The sequence below is a fragment of the Microbacterium nanhaiense genome (assembly GCF_014646015.1).
GTDB lineage: Bacteria > Actinomycetota > Actinomycetes > Actinomycetales > Microbacteriaceae > Microbacterium > Microbacterium nanhaiense.
The window spans coordinates 88,424-110,804 of the sequence record NZ_BMMQ01000003.1 but is presented as its reverse complement, the minus strand read 5'-3'; the positions used below and the strand labels follow the sequence as shown (position 1 = coordinate 110,804).

Below are 22,381 nucleotides of genomic sequence, written 5' to 3'. Positions count from 1 at the left end.
CGTCCTGGCCTCTAAGCTCCCCGCCTGAGACTACGATCTCGTCGAGTGTGTCGCTGTGCGATGTTCAGATCGCACAGCGACACACTCGTCACGATGGAGTCACGTTGGTGGCTGCGTGCAGTGCGGCGGTGAGGTAGCCCGGGGAAGCACCGACACCTTTGTCCGCGACGTGCTCGGGCCCAGCGATGTGAGCAGCTTCGCTCGGTGTCGTCCTTCTCGCTTCGCTCGGTGTCGTCAGGCGGCGGGTGGGTTCGCTCCGCCGCGCTGGATCGCTCGGTACACGGTTGAGCGGGCGACACCGAAGAGCTCGGCGATTTCGCTCGTGGTGTGCGTGCCGGCACGGTGCAGCGCGACCAGGTGCTTCTCCTGTGAGACGGAGAGCTTGGGCTTCTTTCCGCGGAGCTTGCCCGCGGCCTTAGCGATCGCCATCCCCTCGCGCGTGCGGGCACGGATGAGGTCGGCTTCGAACTCCGCGACCATCCCGAGGACGTTGAACAGCAGTCGCCCAACGGGATCGGTTGGGTCGTAGACGGAACCTCCGAGGTTCAACGTCACGCCCTTGCGCGTCAGCTCGTCGGCGATATCACGAGCGTCGGGGAGTGATCTTGCGAGGCGATCGAGCTTGGTGACGACCAGGACGTCACCTTTGCGGACCGCGGCAAGCGCTTCGCGGAGCCCCGGGCGTTCACGGTTCGTTCCGGTCATGCCGTGGTCGACGTGCACGTTCTCGGGATCGACGCCGAGCGAGTGGAGGCCGTCCCGCTGCGCGGCGAGGTCCTGCCCAGAGGTTGAGACGCGGGCGTATCCGACAAGCATGCGGCGACTGTAGCGTTTAGGGCACCTTCACCGGGCATTTTTGCGGGACAGTCTTACGGGAATCGAAGGCTTAGGTAGTTGCTGGGTTCTGGTCGTTCACCCGGATGGTCCGCACCTGTACCGGTGGACGACCCCTAAACGGACACGGTGGGATAGTAAGCCGAGTGGCACGAAGAAGGCCCCGCCAATATGACGGGGCCTTCAAATTTCGTGTGTCCGCGGGGGGAGGCCGAAGCCCGCAAGTCCCGCGACGCGTACGGCCCATTGTACATTGAGATGGTGCCCGCTGCCAGCCCGCCCGACGACGTCGAGATCCGCGCGACCCTCAGCGCGCCACGCTCCAGCACCTACGTTGCGGCGACCGGTGGGGACACCGTCAAGGCAGTGGAGCTCTACGGCTGGAACGCCCGGGTGTCTGCAGCCTTCATGCTCCCCGCGCATTTCGCAGAGATCTCCACACGCAATGCAGCAGCGGACGTACTCGAGCGCGTGTACGGACCCCGCTGGCCCTGGAACACGACGTTTGAAGCCAGCTTGCCGAATACGGGTCGATACAACCCGCGTCGGGACCTGCTGAACACCCGCCACTGGAACGGGACGACCGGCAAGGTGATCGCTGAACTGAAGTTCGTGTTCTGGCAGAAGCTCTTCACTGGGCGTAACGATGTCCGCCTTTGGGAACCCCATATCGCGTGGGCGTTTCCCTACGCAGCGGCGAGCATGCCCGCAGCAAGTCTGCGCAGCCGGATTTACCAAGACCTCGACATCCTCCGCAACCTCCGCAACCGGCTTGCTCACCACGAGCCAGTGTTCACACGGAACCTCCTCGACGACCTCACACGCACTCTCGACCTAATCGAACTCCGCAACCGCAGCACCTCAGATTGGGTACGCGCCATGGAAGATGTCACCGCCATCGTTTTTGAGCGGCCATAGATCGATCCCCAAACGGACACGGCTGGAGGCCGAGGTGAGCACGAACTGAGGCCTAAGAGTCCGTGCCGTGTCCTCCCGTAGAGTTCCGTGAGCTCGCCAAAAGGGAGACGTCAGACTTTTGGCGCGAATCGGTTTCGGCAGGCGGTTTCGGTGGGTCAATCCTCGGCGTGTCGTACACCTGGCCGTCGACTTCTATGCAGCTGCCGAAAACGATCGTTTACGGCAGGGGGCAGTCAGCCTGTTTGACGGCGTTGCGCGGTCTCAGAGCCCGAATGCTCCTCCGCTGATCAGGATGAATACACCGAGCCCGATGAGGACGAGAGGGAACAGGACGTGTTCCCAACGTTCCAAGATCTCGGCGACCGGACGTCGCGTGGCGATGAACTTGGCCACGATGACGAGCACAGCAACGAGCGCGAGGAACACGACGCAGTATGCGACCACCGCCGCGGGTCCGACGTTGAGGAAAACGGGGACGTAGACGCCGATGTTGTCACCGCCGTTAGCGAAGGTGACCCCAGCTACGGCCCAGACAGCAACCTTCTTGCCTTCGATCTTCGCCTCATCGTCATCATCGTCGTGCCGGCGGCGCCATGCTTGCCAAGCTGCCCATAGTCCTAACGCCAGCGGGATGAGGCCGAAGTATGGAATGACCTCGGGCGGAAGGAAGGCTCCGGCGCCGAGGGAAACGAGTACGGCAGCGCCGAGAATGCCGACGAATCCCAGGTACTGACCCGCCAGGATTCGAGTTGTCGTGCCGCGTTGCCCCGCGCCGCGGGCGAAGAATAGGGACAACACGATGATGTCGTCGATGTTCGTGGCTAGGAACAGACCGATCGCTTGGAGGACAGAGAGAATCATGTGTTCGCTTTCCGGAGATAGAGCAACAAGCCAAGTCCCACGCCGACGCCGAGGATGACGTCGGCAAGGTTGCCGATGAAGAGGTTGCCGTAGGCCAGGAAGTCGGTGACGTGACCGCGACCGAATCCGGGCGGAGCGAGCAAGCGGTCCAGCAGGTTGCCAACCGCGCCTCCCCACAGGAGTCCGATCGCGATCGCCCACCCAGCCGTTCGGGCGCGCGTCGCGGCGATGAGCAGCGCGATGGATGCGGCAGCGGCCAAGACGGTCAGGAGCCAGGTCGCGTCGGCGCCGAGAGACATCACGGTGCCAGGGTTGAACGCGAGCTGCAGCCCGAGCCAGTCTCCGAGGATGGGGACTCGGTCGGCCTCGCTGAGCCGTGCAAGGGCGAGTGCCTTCGTGCCTTGGTCGACCCAGACGGCGACCGCTGCGACACCTACTGCGAGTAGGAACCGCAGCAATCGGCTTCGCGCGGACGCTCGGTCGGGCGAACTCGTCGCGTCCCCACGAGTGGCTCTGCCGAGAGTGATTCCGTCATCGGGCCGGGTCATGCCTTTCTCCGTCGCGCCGCTCGGAGCCCGTTGAGGATAACGACAACCTCTGCGACCTCGTGAACAAGGACGACGGCTGCCAGACCTAGGTATCCGGTAATCGCCAAGGGCAACAGCACCGCGATGATCGCGATGGACAGCACAACGTTCTGATTGATGATGTTGCGGCCACGGCGTGCGTGTTCCAGTGCCTGCGGGATAAGGCGCAGGTCATGTCCAGTGAACGCAACATCGGCCGACTCGATCGCGGCATCCGCGCCCTTCGCTCCCATCGCGATTCCCAAGTCCGCGGAAGCCAGCGCGGGGGCGTCGTTGATGCCGTCCCCGATCATGGCCGTGGGTTGCGACTTCGACAGTGCTGCGACAGCGGCAGCTTTATCCTCGGGGCGTAGCTCGGCGCGCACATCGCTGATCCCGGCCTGTGCGGCCAGAGCTGCGGCGGTGCGAGCGTTGTCGCCGGTGAGCATTGTCACCGCGATTCCACGTCGGGTGAGGGTTGCGATGACATCGGAAACTTCAGGGCGCAGCTCATCACGCACTCCTACCGCGCCAACAGGCTGGTCGTTGCGGTGCACGATAACCACAGTCATCCCCTCGGATTCCATTGCCTGCACCTCGCCGTCCAGCGAACCGGCGTCCAGCCAGCGCGGGCTACCCACCGCGATACGGGCACCGTCGAGCGTGCCAGAGATGCCGTGTCCGGCAGTCTCACTGACGGCCTCCGCGGTTCGGGCCTCGGAAACGGCGGTGGTGATCGCAGCAGCCAGGGGGTGCGTACTGTGACCCTCCAAGCTCGCCGCCCACGCGAGCACATCGTCCTCGGTCGTCCCCGCGACGGTGACGACGCGGGCCACGGTGGGCTCATTGCGGGTCAGGGTGCCGGTCTTGTCGACAGCGAGATGGCGGATCCCACCAAACCTCTCGAACGCGGCCCCGGACTTCACCACCACACCAAACTTCGATGCTGCACCGATCGCGGCTACGACGGTGAGCGGAACAGCGATCGCCAGGGCGCACGGGGACGCGGCGACCAGCACGACCAAGGCGCGGGTGATCCACAGCTCAGGATCGCCAGTCAGGAGCGAACCGAGCACACCGACCAGAACCGCGAGGATCATCACTCCGGGAACGAGAGGACGGGCGATCCGGTCAGCCAGTCGCGCCCGGTCGCCCTTCTCAGCTTGCGCCTGCTCGACCAGCTCGACGATCGTCGTCAGCGAGTTGTCGGTGCCAGCAGCGGTCGCCTCGATTTCGAGAACGCCTGTGGTGTTGATCGACCCGGCAGAGACTTCGTTGCCGGGATCGACGTCGACCGGGATCGACTCGCCCGTGATCGCTGAGGTATCCAGGCTGCTCCGCCCAGTCCGCACAATGCCGTCTGTGGCTACCCGTTCACCCGGGCGCACCACGAGCACGTCTCCCACGCGCAGATCCTTCGCCTCCGCTTCGGACGTCGCGTCGCCTCTCTTGACGAGTGCGGTTTCGGGTACGAGCTTCAACAACGCCCGCAAGCCCGCGCGTGCACGGTCCATGGCCCTGTCCTCCAGCGCTTCCGCGATGGAGTACAGGAACGCCAACGCGGCGGCTTCCTCGACGTAGCCGAGGATGACTGCACCGGTAGCGCTGATCGTCATCAACAGTCCGATCCCGAGCTTTCGCTTCGCGAACAGCTTGCGCAGCGCACCCGGAACGAAAGTCGACGCACCCAACAACAGAGCCACCCAGAACAGCACCAGGCCCGCGGCCTCTGCGCCGGTCCACTCGCACACCAGGCCGGCGCCGAACACCACGCCGGAGAAAATCGGGATCAGAACGCCCGGGCTCCGGTACCACGGCCGGTCATCGTCATCATCGTCGTCGAGGTCGACATGCTCGACGTGCGAACCCGTGACCGAGCTCACGCCCGCAACTCCCCCGCCACGCATCCTTCGACCCCACAGTCCGGGTCCATGCACGGCACACTCTCATCGACCGCGAGCGTCACGTCAACCAGCGCCGTCAAGGCGCGGGCAAGGTGTGGGTCTGCGACCTCGTAGCGAGTCTGCCGCCCCTCGGGCTCAGCCACCACGATCCCGCACCCGCGCAAACACGTCAGGTGATTCGAGACGTTGGAACGAGACAGCCCCAGCTCCCGAGACAACACCGCCGGGTAGCTCGGTCCGTCAAGAAGGGTCAGCAGGATGCGCGAACGAGTAGGGTCAGCCATCGCCCGCCCGAGCCGGTTCATCACGTCAAGTCGATCTGAAATAGTCAGCATACGATGACTATACATTGTGCGATGTACAGTTTACCGCCGTCTTCATGCATCCTCAAACGGCTTCCACCGGTTCGAGACGCTCGCCTGGGCGGGCATCACTTCCGGCATCGTCGACGCCTGGCCGGCGGCGCCAAAGACGACCCGGGTATCAAGGCTGCCTTTCGGGAATAGACCGGCACCCGTTGAGTTGGATACCCCTAGGGGGTATCTTGTGAGCATGAACGGTTACACCGACAACAAGGCGGATCTGCGTAAGCGATTGAGTCGGGTTGAGGGTCAGGTGCGGGGTATCTCTCGGATGGTCGATGAGGACAAGTACTGCATCGACATCCTGACGCAGGTCGCTGCGGCCACGAAGGCGCTTGAAACTGTGGCGTTGTCGCTTCTCAGCGACCATCTGAGTCATTGCGTCGCCCAGGCAAGCGCTGAGGGTGGCGAGGTTGCCGCGGAGAAGGTCCGCGAAGCAAACGATGCCATCGCTCGCCTGGTCCGTTCATAACCACTCGTCAAACTACTTGGGAGGAACTCACCATGACTGACCGCATCGAACTCGGACTGAAGGACGCGAACGCTGGTTGCGCGTGCTGCGCCGCTCCATCGAACACCGAAGCATCCACTCCTGTCACGACCCCGGTCTCGGAGGATGTCCTGGTCACCGGGATGACGTGCTCACACTGTGTGTCGAGCGTCAGTGAGGAACTGAGCGCCCTGGACGGTGTCGCGTCCGTCACCGTCGACCTGAACACTGGCGGCCCGTCCCGAGTGACGATCCACAGCGCATCCCCTGTCGATCCCGCTGCCGTGAGGGCTGCGGTCGAAGAGGCCGGCTACAGCCTCGCGACCGGTCACGCCTGACCCACTATCCGTCCGCACCCGGGTCATCCCCGGGCGCATCCGAGCAAGGGTTTCCGATGAGCCAGCACGACGAACACACCCATCACACTGAACACGAGAATCACGGCGGTGCGCCGACAGCGCAGCATGACCACGCGGCGATGAGCCACGATCACGGCGCTCCTCAAGAACACGCCGGTCACAGCGGTCACGAGGGCCACGCCCGCCACGCCGGCCACGGCGATCACGTGGGCCAGTTCCGGCGATTGTTCTGGATCATGCTGATCCTCGCGGTCCCTGTTGTCGGGTTCTCGATGATGTTCTCGATGCTGCTCGGGTACCCGCTGCCGGAGGCCGCGTGGATCGGGTGGGTATCCCCGGTTCTCGGGACGGTCATGTACGTGTGGGGTGGTGCCCCGTTCCTCACCGGCGCGGTGAGTGAGCTGCGTGCCCGTAAGCCCGGCATGATGCTGCTGATCGCCCTGGCGATCACTGTGGCGTTCCTCGCATCCTGGGGTGCGAGCCTCGGGCTGCTGCATCACGAGCTGGACTTCTGGTGGGAGCTGGCGCTGCTAATCGTGATCATGCTGCTCGGTCACTGGATAGAAATGCGTTCGCTCGCACAGACGACCTCAGCGTTGGATTCCCTGGCTGCGTTGCTGCCCGACGAGGCGGAGAAGATCGAGGGAGATACGACCGTGACGGTCGCCCCGTCTGATCTGCAGGTGGGTGACATCGTGGTGGTGCGCCCGGGTGGGCGGGTGCCCGCGGACGGGAGGATCGTGCAGGGCTCGGCCAGCATGGACGAGTCGATGATCACCGGCGAATCGCGCCCGGTACGTCGCAGCGACGGCGACCAAGTCATCGCCGGCACCGTCGCCACCGATTCCGGGGTCCGGGTCGAGATCACCGCAATCGGTGAAGACACTGCTCTCGCCGGGATCCAGAAACTGGTGACCGAGGCGCAGAACTCATCCTCACGAGCGCAGCGACTCGCAGACAAGGCGGCAGGGTGGCTGTTCTGGTTCGCACTCGGCGCTGCCGCCATCACCGCGATCGTCTGGACGGTCGTCGGCCTGCCCGACGCCGCAGTGATCCGCACGATCACCGTGCTGGTAATCGCCTGCCCGCACGCTCTGGGCCTGGCGATTCCGCTCGTCGTGTCGATCGCGACCGAGAGGGCCGCGCGTGGAGGCGTTCTGATCAAGGATCGTCTCGCGCTGGAGAGCATGCGCACCGTCGATACCGTCCTGTTCGACAAGACCGGCACGCTCACCAAGGGCACTCCCGCTGTGACCGCGATCGACCCCGTCTCCGGAACCGACCCTGATCAGTTGCTGGCGTGGGCGGCGGCCGCGGAAGCAGACTCCGAGCACCCGCTCGCTCGCGCGATCGTGAACGCGGCGAAGGAGAAGACTCTCACGGTCTATTCCTCCTCCGACTTCGAATCTTCCCCGGCGGTTGGGGTGCGTGCACGTGTCGATCGACGCATCGTGCAGGTCGGTGGCCCGTACATGCTCGAGCAGGAGCACGCCTCCGAGCTGCCGGTCGCCGACGAATGGCGCGATGAGGGGGCGATCATCCTCCACGTGCTCGTCGACGGCCAGGTCGCCGGAGCGCTGCGTTTGGCGGATGAGATCCGCTCGGAGTCGCGTCACGCCGTCGACGCCCTCCATGAGCGCGGCGTGCAGGTGGTCATGATCACCGGTGACGCCGACGCGGTTGCCGCCTCGGTCGCGAGCGAACTCAGCATCGACCGCTACTTCGCCGGGGTCCGACCGGAGGACAAGGCCTCGAAGGTGAAAGAGCTTCAGGGCGAAGGCCGCAAGGTCGCGATGGTTGGAGACGGTGTCAACGATGCCCCCGCGCTCGCGCAGGCCGACGTCGGTATCGCCATCGGCGCGGGAACGGATGTCGCGATCGCGTCCGCGGGCGTCATCCTCGCCAGCGACGACCCCCGTTCGGTGCTGTCGGTGATCGAGCTGTCGCGGGCCAGCTACCGGAAGATGAAACAGAACCTCTGGTGGGCCGCCGGCTACAACCTGCTCTCCGTCCCCCTCGCGGCCGGCGTGCTCGCCCCGATCGGGTTCGTGTTGCCCATGTCAGTGGGTGCGCTGCTGATGTCTCTGTCGACCATCGTGGTCGCCCTCAATGCACAGCTGCTGCGCCGACTGGATCTGCGCCCGGACGCGGTGACGGGCACGTAGCCGGGAATCAGAGGCGCATAGTCTGCGGTGTTAGCATCCTGAGCAGAGTGGAGGGTCCCCGCATGCATGTCGCGTTTCGCAGCGCACGCCCGCAGCTGTCGCTGCGCGCGCTGTTGATGCTCGGCGCGGCCACGCTCATGGTCATCGTCGGGCTGCTGGCCATGCACACCTTCACCGCCGAACCAGCCGGGCACGGATCGCCCGGGCTCACCCACTCAACATCCGCAGCCGGCGATGAGCACGCCCCTGACGTGATGGGCAGCCCCGACAGCGTGGGCACCGCCTGCGATGGGCCCTGTCACGTAAGCACCGGGCCCGACCAGGGCCACAACGACATGCTGACGGCCTGCGTGCTCGCGCTACTCGCCGGCCTCCTGCTGCTGCTTCCTCCGACGCTGATCCACGGTCGCGGCCTGCCCCTTCACCGAGCGATGAGCCTGGTGAGATGGGGTGCGACCGGTGTTTTTCCGCGGGCTCCCTCGCTCACGTTCCTTTCGATAAGTCGCACCTGAGTAGTCGCCGCCGACCCGAGCGGTCGGTTTCGTGGCGCCACCTGGCGCCGTTATTTGCGAACCCTCATACGACTTATCGAAGGAACAATCATGAACAAGAAGATCGCCCTCGCTGTCAGCACCGGCATTCTGACACTCGCGCTGGCGCTCAGCGGCTGCGCGGACAGCGGCACCGCGCCGTCCAGCGAGACCACCTCCCCGTCGCAGTCGTCGTCGACCTCACAGGCGACTGAGGCGGATGAGATGTTCGTCACGATGATGATCCCGCATCACCAGCAGGCCATCGAGATGGCCGACATCCTGCTCGCCAAGGACGGGGCAGACCCACGCGTGGTCGAGCTCGCCGAACAGATCAAAGCAGCGCAGGGTCCCGAAATCGACAAGATGCTCGGATGGCTCGAAGACTGGGGCGTGGACTACGACCCTGACTCCATGGGCGGCATGGACCATGGGTCAATGGGCGGTGACGACAGCATGATGTCCGAAGAAGACATGACCCTGCTGGAGAACGCAGACGCCGCCGAGGCCAGCCGTCTGTTCCTCGAACAGATGATCGTGCACCACGAAGGTGCCGTCGACATGGCGCAAACTGCCCTTGACGACGCGCAGAGCCCGGACGTCCTCGACCTCGCCCAGCAAGTGATCGACGATCAGACCGCAGAGATCGCCACAATGCAGGAACTCCTGGAACAGCTCTAGGACCCGACTCGGGCGGGCCCAGAAACGTTCGGCCCGCCCTCACCGGCCACCTCTTTGCCACGCCCTCGACATCCATTACATGTCGGTGCGCTCCTGCCGCGCGCCGCGAAGCCAAGCCGTCCCGCGGCCGCCACCGGAAGCCATCATGAAACGCTCACTCCTTCTCGCCACTGCCACGGTGACCGCCCTCGCCGTCATCGCCACCGGCTGCACCGCAACACCGCTCGGAAACCCCGACTCGGCACCCCGCATCGACCACATCCACGGCATCGCCGAAGACCCACGTGGCGATGACCTGTTCATCGCCACGCACAACGGCATCTTCACCCTCGACCCCGGCGGGAAGATCTCCGGCCCGATCGGCGAACACGATTTCGACGCCATGGGGTTCACCGCCTGGAAAGACACGCTGTTCGCGTCCGGACACCCCGGGGAAGACACCCCGCCTGAACTGGGAGCCCCGAACCTCGGCATCATCCGCAGCGACGACTACGGGAACTCCTGGTCCCCGATCGCCCTCAACGGGACCACCGACTTCCACGTCCTGACCGCAGGACCCGACGGCGTCCTTTACGGCGTCCCTTCCAGTCAGGTGAACCTGCTCACCAGCACCGACGAGGGAAGCACCTGGACAGAGCGTGCACCCCTCGGTGTCGCTGATCTCGCCGCCACCGAATCCGGCGTGTACGCCGCCGCCGAAGAAGGCCTCCTCCTCAGCACCGACGGCGGCAACACCTTCACGCCCGTCGATGCGGCCCCTGTCCTGTACGCCCTGGAGGCGCGCACGGACGGTACCCTTCTTGGTGCTGGTACGGACGGCGTCCTGTGGTCACAGGACGAAAGCGGTGCCTGGCAGCAGCTGGAATCGCTGCGCGGCGCCGTGCAAGCCCTCTCCGTCATCGACGAGCGCATCATCCTCGTTGACGACCGTGGCATCGTCGAGATCTCCACAAACGGCACGACCGTCCTCAGCCCCGCCCAATAGGGGGGCGGATACCGACAAAGCCCCGCGCTCCAAGACTTCTCATGAACAAGCCCAAGAACCCATTGCGGAATCTCACGTTCTTCATCACAGCCGCGACGATCGCCGTCGCCCTCCTCGCCACCGCCAGCTTCCTCACGATCGGAGCGATCTTCCAATGACCCGCGCCGGAACCCACCCGCTCGATCCTGTGCGAACGCATCGACGCCTCGTTCGCCTCGGGTACGTGCTCCTGGCCACGGGCCCGGTCCTCGCACTCGCGCACTTGCTGAGCGACACGCAATCGACCGATGCCGCCTGGTGGACCTACACAGTCGCCAGCTACGACACGCGCTGATCATCGTCATGGCTGCCGTGGCATTGATCCTGCGGGATCCCCCGCCTGGGGGAACGGATCAGCGAGACACTGCGCCCTGAGCGTTGAGGCCGCATCACGGCTGGGGTTACCATGCCCTCCCGGGGTATTCAACGGGGTGCCGCAGGCGACACCGTGATCGTAGTTTGAGAGTTCCAGGACGACGAGAGGATTCGATCATGACTGTCGTGGCAGAAATGCTCCGCTCCTATCCGAAGGACCTCGGACAGGTCGACCAGAAGGCGCTCGTGGACTGTATCGAGGCCTGCATGGACTGCGCCCAATCGTGCACCGCATGCGCGGATGCGTGCCTGAGCGAGGAGATGGTCTCAGAGCTCACGAAGTGCATCCGCACGAACCTGGACTGCGCCGACCTCTGCGACACCACCGCGCGCATCCTGTCCCGACACACCGGCTACGACACCAACCTCACCCGGGCAGCCCTGGAAGCGTGCCGCACCGCGTGCGCGAGCTGCGCCGACGAGTGCGAGAAGCACACCATGCACGAACACTGCACCGTGTGTGCCGCGGCCTGCCGGCGATGCGAAGACGCGTGCGCCACGCTCCTCGCAACCCTCTGAACCGGACGCTCGTCAACCGCGCGACGCGCAACCAATCCAGACGAACAGGTGAATCACATGTCACAGGATGCCCATGAAGGAAGCGAACGACAAGCAAAGGACAAGAAGCACGGCTCGCTGAAGATGTACCTGCGTTTCGCGGCGATGATCCTCACCGGCATGGTCGTGATGTACTGGACGATGTTCGCCGGAGTGTGGGAATGGGGACACATCCGCTTCAGCGAGAGCCGCATATTCATGGCTCTCACCATGGGCGGCGCCATGGGCCTCGTTATGCTCGCCTGGATGCTGAACATGTACAAGAACACCAAAGCGAACATCGCCGTCGTCATCGTCAGCGTCCTCCTGCTCGGAGGCGGCGTCGCGCTCGACCGTAGCCAGATCACCGTCGACGACACCGCATACATGCGGGCCATGATTCCCCACCACTCCCTTGCGATCACCAGATCTGAACGAGCGCAGATTCAGGACATCCGGGTCTGCGAGCTCGCCGTCGGGATCAGCGAAGCTCAGCGGCGAGAGATCCTAGAAATGGACTGGCTGATCGACGATATTGAACGCAACGGACTCGCCACGACACCCGAGGACGCGCAGAACCGGCCCGTTCCCGACTTCGACCGGGCTGCCGACCGTGAATGCACCGACGACGAGTAGCGACGCCCGGGCGTGGCCCAGATGTCTGCGACGAGATAGTCACCGAGGTCCGCTGAAAGTCCCCACCACCGAATGAGTTTCGGAGAGCCACTGCGGCAGCTCGCCGTGAGACTCTAACCGAATCAGTCAGAAACGATGGGTTGCGCGACACCTGCCGTCGCCGTTCGCGAACGGACTGCGTGTGTCTCCGCGAGATCAGCCGGAAACCCTTGCCGTTTGGTGGTTATGACGAACGTTTGTGGCAGGCCTTCCGAGCCTTAGTTCTGGACCGCACCGGAAACGATCGTTTACGGCGCGCAGGACTCAGGGGCGTCTGCCCCTACCTTCAGCCAGTAATCGCGTGCTGGTTAGGCATGGGTGTCGCCGGAGGCAAACTGAATTGGCCTGGTTCTTGTTCCGACCGGTTTGTCTGTCAGCCGGTCGGTGACAGAAGCGTCTCGGTTTCAGCGTAGTACGCCTGTTCGACCTCGATCGGAGTACGCATATCGAGTTCCCCGTGGAGACGCTCATGGTTCCACCACCACACGTATTCGAGGGTCGCAAGCTCGACCTGCTCGACCGTCCGCCAGGGCCTTGCTGACGGATCAGTTCGGTCTTGTAGACCTTCATGGCGCCCAGCAGATCAACCAAGAAGCGACTCACGGCACCCAAGTAGCTGGTGAGCCACAGAGAGGAGCTCCTAGCACGACTTGATCTAGGTCAAGGCTGAGGCTCTGTCAACACAATAGTCTGGGTCGTAAAGGCCAGGAACCTCCTGGTCGATCCCCGTTTCGGGGTGAAGCGAAAGGACTCATCATGACGAACGCTACTGACACCACCCACACTCTGCTGCGCGCCGAGGGTTTCTCGTGCCCGTCGTGCGTGACCAAGATCGAGAAGCAGGTCGGCAAGCTCGATGGCGTCGAGAACGTGACGGTGCACTTCGCCTCGGGTCGCGTTGAGATCGACCACGATGAGACAAGAAGTTCCGTCGACGATCTCATTGCTGCTGTCGATAAGGCCGGCTATAAGTCGAAGGCCTCCGCGTTCTAGCCAAACGGCTCCTAACGCACTAAGTTCACCAATTCGAAAGGCGGCACATTCGTGAACGCGTTCCGTAAGTGGCGGTATGGCAACTGGTTCATTCCCGTTGTCTCGGGCCTCCTCATTCTCGTGTCGTTCGGCGTCGAAAAGCTCTTCGGCGGCAGCTGGAATGTCACGGTCGGTCCGCAATGGTGGATCGACGCTGGCGAACACGCCCACGGTTCTGGTCATGTGTTTACCCTTGCGAACGCGTTCATGCTCGCCGCAGCAATTGTCGCGGGGTACGGAATCGTCGTGAAGGCCGTCCGGGCACTGCTCGTAAAGTTCATCAGTATCGACCTGCTCGTATCGATTGCAGCGATCGGCGCGACACTTATCGGCAACTTCTGGGAAGCTGCCGCCGTGACGTTCCTCTTCGCGATCGGTCACGCACTCGAAGCCGGCACGATGAACAAGACCCGTGCAGCGCTCGCTGAGTTGGTCGCGGTGGCGCCCGACGTTGCAGTCGTGATGCGCGACGGTGAGCAGGTCGAGATCGCCGCACATCAGGTGCGCATGGGCGAGATCGTGCTCGTAAAGAACGGAGCGAAAGTTCCCGTCGACGGGCAGGTCGTGTCAGGCACCGGAGCGATCGACGAGGCATCGATCACGGGTGAGTCGATCCCTGTCGAAAAGACGAAGTCAGATCACGTGTTTGCGGGCACGATCTCGCGGGGCGGATTCCTACAGGTCATGGCGACCGGCATCGGAGCCGACACGACGCTCGCGCGCATCATTCACCGTGTCGAAGAAGCGCAGGATGCGAAAGCGAAAACGCAGGCATTCATCGACCGATTCTCGAAGTGGTATACGCCCGCGGTGATGGTACTCGCGCTTGCGGCGGGCCTCATCTCTGGTGACGTAGTGCTCGGCCTCACGTTGCTCGTGATCGGTTGCCCGGGCGCGCTCGTCATCTCGATTCCCGTGGCGATCGTAGCGGGAATCGGCCGCTCGGCCCGCAACGGGATTCTCATCAAGGGCGGCGAGTACCTCGAAACCTCGGCCAAGATCTCGGCCGTCGCAGTCGATAAGACGGGGACTCTCACCGAGGGCCGCCCGGTACTCACCGACATCGTTGTGCTCAATCCTGAAGCGGATCGGCGCGAGGTGCTTCGCTGGGCCGCCGCAGCAGAAGCAGGGTCCGAGCACCCACTTGCCCGCCCGATCCTCGACACCGCACGAGAAGAAGGAGTGGCCCCCGAGGGCCTTCCGGGATCGGTCACACCGGTCGTGGGCAAGGGGATCGTGGCCGACGCTCACGGCAAGCGGGTACTCATCGGTAACGTGCCGCTGCTCGAACAGTACGGGATCGTGAACGACGCGGGGGCGGCTGTGGCTGCGAACAAACTGGCAGCGGCAGGCAAGACCCCCATGATTGTCGCGGTCGATGAGAGCGTGCTTGGCGTAATCGGTGTCGCAGATACGATCCGCGAGGATGCCCCCGAGATGATCAGGCGCTTGCACGCTAGCGGGGTGCAAAAGGTGGTGATGCTCACCGGAGATACGCGCCTTGTCGCCGAAGCCATCGGTGAGGCGGTCGGTATCGATGAGATCCATGCTTCGTTGCTACCCGAGGACAAGCTCGACGCTGTCGCGCGGTTGCAGCGCGAGGGGCACACGGTCGCGATGGTGGGCGACGGCGTGAACGACGCCCCGGCCCTCGCGACCGCCGACATTGGTGTTGCCATGGGTGCAGCGGGCTCAGCGGTGGCCGTGGAGACGGCAGACATTGCCCTGATGGGCGACAACCTCTTGAAACTGCCCGAAGCAATCGGCCTCGCCAAACGCACCGTGAACGTCATGCGCCAGAACATCTGGATCGCGCTCATCACCGTTGTCGTGCTGCTCGTCGGGGTCTTCGCAGGGGGTGTCACGATGGCTATCGGCATGCTCGTGCACGAGGGATCGGTGCTCATCGTAATCCTCAACGCGATGCGCCTGCTGCGCAACACCCAAGGAGCCACTGCGTTGTCGAGGAGTGAACGCGCCCGAGCCGCACATGAAACAGGCCGCCCGGTCGAACCAGCCACGGCCCAGAGTTCATCCGAACTTCCATCTTGAGAAAGGACCACACACATGAGTGAGAACCAGTTCAGCGTCGGCGAGAAGGCGACGCACTTCATCATCGACGAGGTCGCGAAAGCAAACACGAATTTTCGTCAGGTGCTCTGGACGGGAAAGCATTCCCAACTCGTTGCGATGACGATTCCGGTGGGCGGGGAGATCGGCGACGAGGTGCATGACACCACCGACCAGTTGCTGAGTTTTGTGTCGGGCAGCGGAGAGGCCGACCTTGACGGCGAGACGCACACCGTTGATGCTGGCGACCTGTGCGCTGTCCCGGCCGGTACTCGCCACAACTTCCGCAACACTGGCGATGAGTCTTTGGTGCTCTACACCGTCTATTCACCTCCGGAGCACGCAATTGACGCGGAGTATGCCACGAAGGAACTCGCTGATGCGGCAGAGGCTTCTGGTGAAGACGCTCCGCCACAGGCAACCACGTAAGTGTCACTCACATGGAGAATGAGGAGAAGTCAATAATGTCGAAAGCGCTGGTCTTCGCCGCCTATGGCGGCCCCGAGACGCAGGAACTCGTTGAACGCACCGCTCCGGCGCCTGGGCCTGGAGAGCTCGCGATCGAAGTGAAAGCGGCCGGGGTGAACCCTGCTGACTGGAAGATCCGTGCGGGGCAGATGGGCTCCCACTGGCCGCTTCCCGCACCGATGGGCCGAGAGGCCTCCGGTGTCGTCACCGCCGTAGGCGCAGAGGTCGAGAACTTCGCTGTCGGTGACATGGTGCTCGGCCTCGCGGCCAAAGGACAGGGAACGTTCGCGAAGCACACGGTGTTGGATGCGGCACAAACCGTCCAGAAGCCCGAAGAGCTTTCCTTTGCTGACGCTGCAGCACTGCCTGTCGCAGGGGCGACTGCGTATGACGTGACGCATCAGATCGAGCTGGAACCTGGTCAGACGATGCTGATTCTTGGCGCCGGAGGTGGGGTCGGGCTGATGGCGGCGCAGATCGGCAATGTGCACAAGTTCACGGTCATCGGTGTGGCCAGTGCAGCGAAGCAGGAACTGGTGGAGTCGACCGGTGCGACGTTCGTTGCCTCCGGGGAGGGTGCGGCTGGCCGGGTGCGTGCCATCGCGCCGGAGGGTGTTGATGTGCTCATCGACCTGGTCGGTGGGCAGGCGCTTCGTGATCTCGCGGTCGTCGCCAAAGACCCGAGCGTCATCATCAGTACCGCAGACCCGACCACCGTGCAGCAACTCGGTGGCGTAGCGGTGGTGCGCACGCGTGAAGGGCTCGAGAAAGTCACCGGCGTCGCCCAGTACGGTCTCGTCGACCCGCAGGTGACGGACCGGTACAGTCTCGATCGGGCTGCGGAGGCCGTCGCCATGGTGGAGGCCGGGCACACTGCCGGCAAAGTGATCATCGAACCATGACCCAGCGGCCTGAGGCACCGACGGACGCCGTATTCACAGCAGTACGGACGTCTGATCCTGTGGCCTCAATAAACCGGGTGGCCGATGCATACGGGTCGCCTGAGGTTGATATCGAGGGCATTCTCGGCGCCGAGATCTCACCGGATGACCCTGACCGTGCGGTCATCGAGCCGTGGGCCGCGGCAGTCGATGGCCCCATTCTTGATGTCGGCGCGGGTACCGGGCGTTGGACCGGTCACCTCGCACGCCTCGGACACACGGTGGAAGGGCTCGAGCCATCGGATCGCCTCATCACGATTGCCCGAGCCAGACATCCCGCGGTTGTGTTCCATCACGATTCCATCGAAGATCTCGCCCGTTGCGAGACCCGCTGGGGCGGGATCCTCGCCTGGTATTCGACCATTCACATGAGCTCAGAAGAGCTCTTACACGCGCTCGTAACACTGCGCACTCGGCTGGGTGACGGCGGATCGCTGCTGATGTCCTTTTTCGTGGGGCCGCGGCGGGAGGCATTCGACCATCCGATCGCCGCCGCATACCGGTGGCCGATGAACAAAATGGTCGAAGCCCTCACCTACGCCGGGTTCGAGGTGATCGGGCAGCGCTCGAACCCGCGGACGCCACACGCGTACATCACTGCACGCGCCACCCCTGGCTTCAGCTGAAGCGCGTGTGTTGTGCCACGAGTCGCCATACTAGAAGGGAAGGGAAGGATGCCGTTGGCTGTTTCGACCGATGTGGATGCTGATCCAGCAAATGATCTCTGCGTGGCCCGTGTACCACTGTTTCAAGGGCTCACACATGCGCAGCAAGTGGAAGTTGCGGGATTTGCACGTACAGTCCGATTAGACGCTGTCGAGCAGGCGTATACAGCAGGCTCGGATATGTCGCAGTTGATGGTGGTGCACACCGGTCAGGTGAAGATCGCTCGCACAAGTGCGGCTGGGCACGAGCAGGTGATCCGGGTCCTCGGTCCGGGCGACTTCATCGGAGAATCCGCGTTTCTCACCGGCACGAGACCGGATCACGCAGCAGAAGCGCTCGTGCATACCGAACTGTGCGTGTTCCGTCATGCCGATCTCGGGCGTCTCGTCGAGAAGCATCCGAGCATCGGGCTGCGCATGCTGCAAGGAGTGAGTCAGCGCTTGGATGATATTGAGGCGCGGCTGGCTTCTGTCATCTCGGGAAACGTGAGCTCTCGTCTCGCCGATTACCTGCTCTCGCTCCCTGCGACGCCAGGGCCGCGAGGAGCCATCGACGTGACGCTGCCGCTCGCAAAGAAGGACATCGCTTCGCTCCTGTCCACGACACCAGAGTCCCTCAGTCGGCAACTTCGCAAACTCACCGACACCGGGGTGATCTCACAACAGGAACAGGGGCGGATCACGATCACTGATGTGACCGCGCTCACCGCACTCTCAACCCTCACGAAGAGAGACTGAGAACAGCACCGTGCCAGCCCAGACCATCGCCCCACGTACCTTGGAAGCGTCACACGCAATGTCATCGACGGTGGAATTTCTTCGCAACCGCAAGCTCATGATGTTCGTGCTCGTCGGTTTGGCGACCGGGGTTATGTTCTGGCTGACCGGCGCAGAGATGGCTCTCGGGGTCACCGCATACTTGGTGCTCGGTATCGTGATCGTGATCACCGCGATCGACATGTTCAAAGATCTGATGCGTGGGCATTGGGGGCTCGACATTCTTGCGGTCATCGCCATGATCGCGACACTCGCCGTACAGGAATATGTCGCGGGGCTCATCATCGCGTTGATGCTCACCGGAGGGGAAGCGCTCGAAGACCTCGCCGCTCGCCGCGCGAGCCGAGAACTCGACCAACTGTTGAGCCGAGCCCCAGCATTCGCGGGTCGAATTCACCAGGTAACAGGTGAGGTCGAACGCATCGCGATCGAAGAGGTGAAAGTCGGCGACGAACTGCTGGTGCGCTCCTCAGAGATCCTCCCCGTCGACGGGGTGCTCCTATCGGATCACGCGACGATTGATGAATCATCCGTGACCGGTGAACCGATCCCGGTGAACTACCGCGCGGGCGACCCACTGCTTTCTGGAACGGTCAACAGCACGACGAGCTTCACGATGCGCGCGCAGAAGGTGGCAGCCGATTCGAACTACGCCTCGATCGTACGGTTGGTCGAGGAGGCCGTGGACTCCCGGGCACCGATGGTGCGACTCGCCGACCGTTATGCGGTGCCGTTCACCATTGTGTCATTGCTGATTGCGGGCTTCGCGTGGTTTCTCAGCGGGGACCCGGTGCGATTTGCCGAGGTGCTCGTCGTGGCGACGCCGTGCCCGCTGCTCATCGCCACCCCGGTCGCGTTCATGGGCGGGATGAGTTCCGCGGCAAAGCTCAACGTCATCATCAAAGACGGTGGCGTGTTAGAGGTGCTCGCCCGGGTCCGTGCAGTCGCATTCGACAAGACCGGCACCTTGACCGAAGGTAAAGCCGACGTCGTCGAGATTCACCCTGCTGCTCGCACCGTAGACGAGACGCTGCAGCTCGCGGCCGCCGCCGAGCAGTACTCCGTGCACGTGTTCGCCGATCCGATCGTGGCATCGGCACGCACACAGCAACTTGAGCTTCCCGAAGTGGTGACGGCCGACGAGGTGGCAACAAACGGTGTCCTCGCCTCCCTGGCAGACGGCACCTCGGTGCGAGTGGGCAAGCCCTCATTTATCGAAGAGGTGACCGGGCCGATCGATCGACCCGTACTCTCAGCTGGGGAGACGGCCGTCTACGTATCGGTCGGTGACGAGCTCGCCGGAGTGATCATCTTGTCCGACCCGATTCGTGAGCAGTCTGCAGAGACGGTGTCCCGTCTTCGCCGAGCAGGCGTAGCCGAGATCGCGATGGTGACCGGTGATATCACGTCGACCGCGGAGTCTGTCGCACACGCGGTCGACATTCAGACGGTGCACGCTGAGACCACTCCCCAGACCAAGGTGCGGATTGTGCAGGCGATGCGGCCGAGACCCGTACTCATGGTCGGCGATGGGATCAATGATGCCCCGGTGCTGGCGGCCGCCGACGTCGGTGTTGCGATGGCGGGCAGGGGTGCAACGGTCGCGAGCGAGTCAGCAGCGGCGGTGATCACCTCGAACGACATCGCGCGAGTGGCAGATGTGGCCTATGTCTCGCGGCGCACGGTGCAGATCGCCCTGCAGTCGATCTGGATGGGCATCATCATCTCAGTCGGTTTGATGCTCGTCGCCGCATTCGGCTATTTGCCGGCGGTGGTGGGAGCGCTGCTGCAAGAGATTGTTGACCTTGTGGCCATTCTGTCGGCGCTCCGCGCGCTCCGAGCGCACCGGGGTGCGCGGCGCGAGGGCCCTGCTCGGCGGGAAATGCCGGTAGGCTAACCCGCGAGACCGACTCACACAGTCACGATCGGATCAGCCGGTTGACCGCGGCAATGGACTCCTGAATCTTCTCGTGGGCGGCCTCGTCGCTAAGCTTGGCGGCATCGAGCACACAGTGCTTCAGGTGGTCATCGAGCAGCCCCGTCGCCACCCCCTGCAGCGAGCGGGTGAGCGCACTGACCTGGGTCAGAATGTGGATACAGTACTGCTCTTCGTCGATCATGTTCGCGATGCCCCGGGCCAAACCTTCGATTCGTTTCATGCGCTGCAGGTAGCGCTTCATATCGCCGATACACCCGTGGTGCGACGCATGCGATTCAGCGGTTGATGACATGTGCTGATCCTGGGCTGCGTGAGTTCAGTTCGTGCGTTCGAGCACGGCGCGAGTGCTGGCTTCTGAGCTGAGATCGATGCGGCGCAAGAGCTGGGCATTCAGCGACACGACGATCGTCGACAGCGACATCAGAATCGCTCCGACCGACATCGGCAGCCCGAACCCGACGCGGGCGAGCACACCGGCGGCAAGCGGCACCGAAATCAGGTTGTACCCCGCCGCCCACCACAGGTTCTGTTTCATCTTGCGGTAGGCAGCACGTGAGAGTTCGATCACTGAGAGCACCGAACGCGGGTCAGAGCTGGCGAGGATCAGCCCTGCCGACGCGATTGAATTGGCCTGGTTTCAGTTCCGACCGGTTTTCCTGTCAGCCGGTCAGTGACAGAAGCGTCTCGGTTCCAGCGTAGTACGCCTGCTCGACCTCGGTTGGTGTGCGCATGTCGAGTTCTCCGTGGAGGCGTTCGTGGTTCCACCACCACACATATTCGAGCGTCGCGAGCTCGACCTGCTCAACCGTCCGCCACGGCCCCTGCTGACGAATGAGCTCGGTCTTGTAGAGGTTGTTGACCGCCTCAGCCATCGCGTTCTCGAAACTGTCGCCGACAGTTCCGGTCGAGGGCACCGCTCCGAGTTCCGCGATGCGATCCGTGTAGACCATGGCGGTGTAGTTCGACCCGTGATCGGCGTGATGGATGAGCCCATCGAGCCGGCCGCCTGACTGCCAGGCCGCCATATCGAGCGCCTGCATCGGCAGGACCTCAGACTTCAGCGTCGCAGCAACGTTCCAGCCCACGATCCTGCGCGAGTACACGTCGGTGACGAACGCGACATACGCGAACCCAGACCAGGTAGCGACGTAGGTCACGTCGCACACCCAGAGCTTGCGCGGCCCATCCGCGACGAATCTCCGGTTGACTAGGGCGTGTCTCCCATATGGAGAGTGAGGCTCGCGGCAGTCTGGTCGGGTGAGGTCGACGGGTTCGCGGTATCGGGTATTCACGGATGAGCAGTGGGAGCGGATCGAGCCGTTGCTGCCGTCGAACGAGGGGCGTCGCGGTCACCCGTTCGGCGACAACCGTCGGGTCGTGGAGGGCATCGCGTACCGGTTTCGCACGGGGATCCCGTGGCGTGATCTGCCTCGCGATGAGTTCGGGCCGTGGCAGACGGTGTGGAAGCGGCACCGCCGTTATGCGGGGACGGCACCTGGGACCGTGTGCTGACGCGGATTCTCGCGGAGGCGGACGCGGCGGGGAAGATCGACTGGGCGGTGTCGGTGGACGCGACGATCGCGCGTGCGCATCAGCACGCGACGAACACCACCCGCCCGGAGCAGGACACAGGGGGCGGGATCGAATCACAAGAATCTGCCCTGGCACGAGATTGAGCCGCCCGGTCACGGCATCGGCCGCTCCCGCGGCGGGCTGACGACGAAGATCCATCAGGCCGTCGACGGGCACGGCCGACCGTTGGCGATGATCGTCACCGGCGGGCAGCGTAACGACGGCGCCATGCTCGCCGAGGTGCTCGCTCAGATCCACGTCCCCCGGCACGGGAGAGGCAGGCCGCGCACCCGGCCCGAGGCGGTGATCGCGGACCGCGCCTACGCGACCGGCGTGATCCGCACCGAACTGCGCCGCCGCGGGATCAAGGCCGTCATCCCCGACAAGCGCGACCAGGCCGCCGCCCGGAAACGGCGCGGCAGCAAGGGTGGCAGGCCACCCGGGCTCGACGCCGCCGCCTACAAGGGCCGCAACGTCGTCGAGCGGTTCTTCGCCCTCGCCAAGCAGTGGCGCGGCATCGCGACACGCTACGACAAGCTCGCGATCACCTACCGTGCCGGCGTCACCCTCTGCGCGATCCTCACCTGGCAACGCCTATTGGGAGACACGCCCTAGCCAAAGTCGCGAACGCGAGTT

At 63.9% G+C, this 22,381-nt stretch carries 24 protein-coding genes and 3 pseudogenes; 18 read left to right on the top strand and 9 right to left on the bottom strand.

Annotated elements, in window-relative coordinates; all coding sequences use genetic code 11:
• Positions 1-234: 234 nt before the first annotated feature.
• Complete coding sequence (locus IEX05_RS06250; protein WP_036280117.1) at positions 235-816, bottom strand: recombinase family protein; 582 nt, start codon at positions 814-816, stop codon at positions 235-237.
• Positions 817-1,095: 279 nt separating this feature from the next.
• Here IEX05_RS06250 and IEX05_RS06245 point away from each other — a divergent pair, with 279 nt between their 5' ends.
• On the top strand, positions 1,096-1,752 hold the full coding sequence (locus tag IEX05_RS06245; RefSeq protein ID WP_229661167.1) for a hypothetical protein: 657 nt from the start codon (positions 1,096-1,098) through the stop codon (positions 1,750-1,752).
• A gap of 261 nt (positions 1,753-2,013) precedes the next feature.
• Here IEX05_RS06245 and IEX05_RS06240 read toward each other — a convergent pair whose 3' ends face one another.
• The 4 genes from IEX05_RS06240 to cmtR are packed head-to-tail and all read right to left on the bottom strand — an operon-like array spanning position 2,014 to position 5,418.
• On the bottom strand, positions 2,014-2,613 hold the full coding sequence (locus IEX05_RS06240) for a cadmium resistance transporter (RefSeq protein ID WP_188700527.1): 600 nt from the start codon (positions 2,611-2,613) through the stop codon (positions 2,014-2,016).
• Entirely contained in the window at positions 2,610-3,161 is a 552-nt protein-coding gene (locus IEX05_RS06235) for a signal peptidase II (protein ID WP_082334722.1), read from the bottom strand. Before IEX05_RS06235 ends, IEX05_RS06240 begins: the two co-directional genes overlap by 4 nt.
• Positions 3,158-5,062: a heavy metal translocating P-type ATPase gene (locus tag IEX05_RS06230; RefSeq protein ID WP_229661166.1), complete on the bottom strand. Its 1,905-nt coding sequence runs from the start codon at positions 5,060-5,062 to the stop codon at positions 3,158-3,160. The genes IEX05_RS06235 and IEX05_RS06230 overlap by 4 nt, the downstream gene beginning before the upstream one ends.
• The gene (gene cmtR, locus IEX05_RS06225) at positions 5,059-5,418 is read right to left on the bottom strand and encodes a Cd(II)/Pb(II)-sensing metalloregulatory transcriptional regulator CmtR (RefSeq protein WP_053548253.1); all 360 of its coding nucleotides are present in this window, start codon (positions 5,416-5,418) and stop codon (positions 5,059-5,061) included. The genes IEX05_RS06230 and cmtR overlap by 4 nt, the downstream gene beginning before the upstream one ends.
• 217 nt (positions 5,419-5,635) lie before the next feature.
• Between cmtR and IEX05_RS06220 the strand changes: the two genes are divergently transcribed.
• The 9 genes from IEX05_RS06220 to IEX05_RS06175 all read left to right on the top strand — a co-directional run bounded on the left by IEX05_RS06220 (position 5,636) and on the right by IEX05_RS06175 (position 12,242).
• Positions 5,636-5,917: a metal-sensitive transcriptional regulator gene (locus IEX05_RS06220; protein WP_053548254.1), complete on the top strand. Its 282-nt coding sequence runs from the start codon at positions 5,636-5,638 to the stop codon at positions 5,915-5,917.
• A gap of 32 nt (positions 5,918-5,949) precedes the next feature.
• The gene (locus tag IEX05_RS06215; RefSeq protein WP_155048972.1) at positions 5,950-6,273 is read left to right on the top strand and encodes a heavy-metal-associated domain-containing protein; all 324 of its coding nucleotides are present in this window, start codon (positions 5,950-5,952) and stop codon (positions 6,271-6,273) included.
• Positions 6,274-6,329: 56 nt separating this feature from the next.
• Positions 6,330-8,459: a heavy metal translocating P-type ATPase gene (locus IEX05_RS06205; protein ID WP_373286286.1), complete on the top strand. Its 2,130-nt coding sequence runs from the start codon at positions 6,330-6,332 to the stop codon at positions 8,457-8,459.
• Positions 8,460-8,521: 62 nt separating this feature from the next.
• The gene (locus IEX05_RS06200; RefSeq protein WP_155048973.1) at positions 8,522-8,971 is read left to right on the top strand and encodes a DUF6153 family protein; all 450 of its coding nucleotides are present in this window, start codon (positions 8,522-8,524) and stop codon (positions 8,969-8,971) included.
• A gap of 90 nt (positions 8,972-9,061) precedes the next feature.
• Positions 9,062-9,670, top strand: a complete 609-nt coding sequence (locus IEX05_RS06195; RefSeq protein ID WP_053548207.1) for a DUF305 domain-containing protein — start codon at positions 9,062-9,064, stop codon at positions 9,668-9,670.
• Positions 9,671-9,749: 79 nt separating this feature from the next.
• Positions 9,750-10,655 carry a F510_1955 family glycosylhydrolase gene (locus tag IEX05_RS06190; RefSeq protein ID WP_229661165.1) on the top strand — a complete coding sequence of 302 codons (906 nt, stop codon included), beginning with the start codon at positions 9,750-9,752 and terminating at the stop codon, positions 10,653-10,655.
• Between the two features lie 154 nt (positions 10,656-10,809).
• The gene (locus tag IEX05_RS06185; protein ID WP_188700524.1) at positions 10,810-10,989 is read left to right on the top strand and encodes a hypothetical protein; all 180 of its coding nucleotides are present in this window, start codon (positions 10,810-10,812) and stop codon (positions 10,987-10,989) included.
• A 197-nt stretch (positions 10,990-11,186) separates the two neighbouring features.
• Entirely contained in the window at positions 11,187-11,588 is a 402-nt protein-coding gene (locus IEX05_RS06180; protein WP_053548210.1) for a four-helix bundle copper-binding protein, read from the top strand.
• A gap of 57 nt (positions 11,589-11,645) precedes the next feature.
• Positions 11,646-12,242: a DUF305 domain-containing protein gene (locus IEX05_RS06175; protein WP_188700523.1), complete on the top strand. Its 597-nt coding sequence runs from the start codon at positions 11,646-11,648 to the stop codon at positions 12,240-12,242.
• 412 nt (positions 12,243-12,654) lie between these two features.
• Here the strand turns inward: IEX05_RS06175 and IEX05_RS06170 are convergent.
• Positions 12,655-12,798: pseudogene (locus tag IEX05_RS06170) on the bottom strand (IS3 family transposase); the annotation flags it as partial.
• A 239-nt stretch (positions 12,799-13,037) separates the two neighbouring features.
• Here IEX05_RS06170 and IEX05_RS06165 point away from each other — a divergent pair.
• From IEX05_RS06165 to IEX05_RS06135, 7 genes are all read left to right on the top strand, one after another.
• The gene (locus tag IEX05_RS06165) at positions 13,038-13,274 is read left to right on the top strand and encodes a heavy-metal-associated domain-containing protein (RefSeq protein ID WP_188700522.1); all 237 of its coding nucleotides are present in this window, start codon (positions 13,038-13,040) and stop codon (positions 13,272-13,274) included.
• 51 nt (positions 13,275-13,325) lie between these two features.
• The gene (locus tag IEX05_RS06160; protein WP_188700521.1) at positions 13,326-15,365 is read left to right on the top strand and encodes a heavy metal translocating P-type ATPase; all 2,040 of its coding nucleotides are present in this window, start codon (positions 13,326-13,328) and stop codon (positions 15,363-15,365) included.
• 15 nt (positions 15,366-15,380) lie between these two features.
• Positions 15,381-15,812 carry a cupin domain-containing protein gene (locus IEX05_RS06155; RefSeq protein WP_188700520.1) on the top strand — a complete coding sequence of 144 codons (432 nt, stop codon included), beginning with the start codon at positions 15,381-15,383 and terminating at the stop codon, positions 15,810-15,812.
• Positions 15,813-15,847: 35 nt separating this feature from the next.
• A complete protein-coding gene (locus IEX05_RS06150; RefSeq protein ID WP_188700519.1) occupies positions 15,848-16,753 on the top strand; it encodes an NADP-dependent oxidoreductase in 906 nt (301 codons plus the stop codon).
• 77 nt (positions 16,754-16,830) lie between these two features.
• The gene (locus IEX05_RS06145) at positions 16,831-17,418 is read left to right on the top strand and encodes a class I SAM-dependent methyltransferase (protein WP_229661164.1); all 588 of its coding nucleotides are present in this window, start codon (positions 16,831-16,833) and stop codon (positions 17,416-17,418) included.
• Positions 17,419-17,466: 48 nt separating this feature from the next.
• A complete protein-coding gene (locus IEX05_RS06140) occupies positions 17,467-18,195 on the top strand; it encodes a Crp/Fnr family transcriptional regulator (protein WP_188700517.1) in 729 nt (242 codons plus the stop codon).
• A 58-nt stretch (positions 18,196-18,253) separates the two neighbouring features.
• Positions 18,254-20,131, top strand: a complete 1,878-nt coding sequence (locus tag IEX05_RS06135) for a heavy metal translocating P-type ATPase (protein WP_188700516.1) — start codon at positions 18,254-18,256, stop codon at positions 20,129-20,131.
• A gap of 22 nt (positions 20,132-20,153) precedes the next feature.
• Here IEX05_RS06135 and IEX05_RS06130 read toward each other — a convergent pair whose 3' ends face one another.
• The 3 genes and pseudogenes from IEX05_RS06130 to IEX05_RS06120 form a co-directional block, all read right to left on the bottom strand.
• Positions 20,154-20,465: a metal-sensitive transcriptional regulator gene (locus IEX05_RS06130; RefSeq protein ID WP_101624672.1), complete on the bottom strand. Its 312-nt coding sequence runs from the start codon at positions 20,463-20,465 to the stop codon at positions 20,154-20,156.
• 24 nt (positions 20,466-20,489) lie between these two features.
• Positions 20,490-20,798, bottom strand: a pseudogene (locus IEX05_RS06125) (hypothetical protein); the annotation flags it as partial.
• Between the two features lie 34 nt (positions 20,799-20,832).
• Positions 20,833-21,465, bottom strand: coding sequence for an IS3 family transposase (locus tag IEX05_RS06120; protein WP_188700515.1), 633 nt, complete (start codon positions 21,463-21,465; stop codon positions 20,833-20,835).
• Between IEX05_RS06120 and IEX05_RS06115 the strand changes: the two are divergent.
• A pseudogene (locus IEX05_RS06115) lies at positions 21,431-22,360 on the top strand (IS5 family transposase). The gene IEX05_RS06120 and the pseudogene IEX05_RS06115 overlap by 35 nt on opposite strands.
• The last annotated feature ends 21 nt before the right edge of the window (positions 22,361-22,381 follow it).

Coding starts and splice junctions, on each gene's coding strand:
- IEX05_RS06250 (WP_036280117.1), bottom strand. CDS start 816: ATGCTTGTCGGATACGCCCGCGTCTCAACCTCTGGGCAGGACCTCGCC.
- IEX05_RS06240 (WP_188700527.1), bottom strand. CDS start 2,613: ATGATTCTCTCTGTCCTCCAAGCGATCGGTCTGTTCCTAGCCACGAAC.
- IEX05_RS06235 (WP_082334722.1), bottom strand. CDS start 3,161: ATGACCCGGCCCGATGACGGAATCACTCTCGGCAGAGCCACTCGTGGG.
- cmtR (WP_053548253.1), bottom strand. CDS start 5,418: ATGCTGACTATTTCAGATCGACTTGACGTGATGAACCGGCTCGGGCGG.
- IEX05_RS06220 (WP_053548254.1), top strand. CDS start 5,636: ATGAACGGTTACACCGACAACAAGGCGGATCTGCGTAAGCGATTGAGT.
- IEX05_RS06215 (WP_155048972.1), top strand. CDS start 5,950: ATGACTGACCGCATCGAACTCGGACTGAAGGACGCGAACGCTGGTTGC.
- IEX05_RS06205 (WP_373286286.1), top strand. CDS start 6,330: ATGAGCCAGCACGACGAACACACCCATCACACTGAACACGAGAATCAC.
- IEX05_RS06200 (WP_155048973.1), top strand. CDS start 8,522: ATGCATGTCGCGTTTCGCAGCGCACGCCCGCAGCTGTCGCTGCGCGCG.
- IEX05_RS06195 (WP_053548207.1), top strand. CDS start 9,062: ATGAACAAGAAGATCGCCCTCGCTGTCAGCACCGGCATTCTGACACTC.
- IEX05_RS06190 (WP_229661165.1), top strand. CDS start 9,750: ATGTCGGTGCGCTCCTGCCGCGCGCCGCGAAGCCAAGCCGTCCCGCGG.
- IEX05_RS06185 (WP_188700524.1), top strand. CDS start 10,810: ATGACCCGCGCCGGAACCCACCCGCTCGATCCTGTGCGAACGCATCGA.
- IEX05_RS06180 (WP_053548210.1), top strand. CDS start 11,187: ATGACTGTCGTGGCAGAAATGCTCCGCTCCTATCCGAAGGACCTCGGA.
- IEX05_RS06175 (WP_188700523.1), top strand. CDS start 11,646: ATGTCACAGGATGCCCATGAAGGAAGCGAACGACAAGCAAAGGACAAG.
- IEX05_RS06165 (WP_188700522.1), top strand. CDS start 13,038: ATGACGAACGCTACTGACACCACCCACACTCTGCTGCGCGCCGAGGGT.
- IEX05_RS06155 (WP_188700520.1), top strand. CDS start 15,381: ATGAGTGAGAACCAGTTCAGCGTCGGCGAGAAGGCGACGCACTTCATC.
- IEX05_RS06150 (WP_188700519.1), top strand. CDS start 15,848: ATGTCGAAAGCGCTGGTCTTCGCCGCCTATGGCGGCCCCGAGACGCAG.
- IEX05_RS06140 (WP_188700517.1), top strand. CDS start 17,467: ATGCCGTTGGCTGTTTCGACCGATGTGGATGCTGATCCAGCAAATGAT.
- IEX05_RS06135 (WP_188700516.1), top strand. CDS start 18,254: ATGTCATCGACGGTGGAATTTCTTCGCAACCGCAAGCTCATGATGTTC.
- IEX05_RS06130 (WP_101624672.1), bottom strand. CDS start 20,465: ATGTCATCAACCGCTGAATCGCATGCGTCGCACCACGGGTGTATCGGC.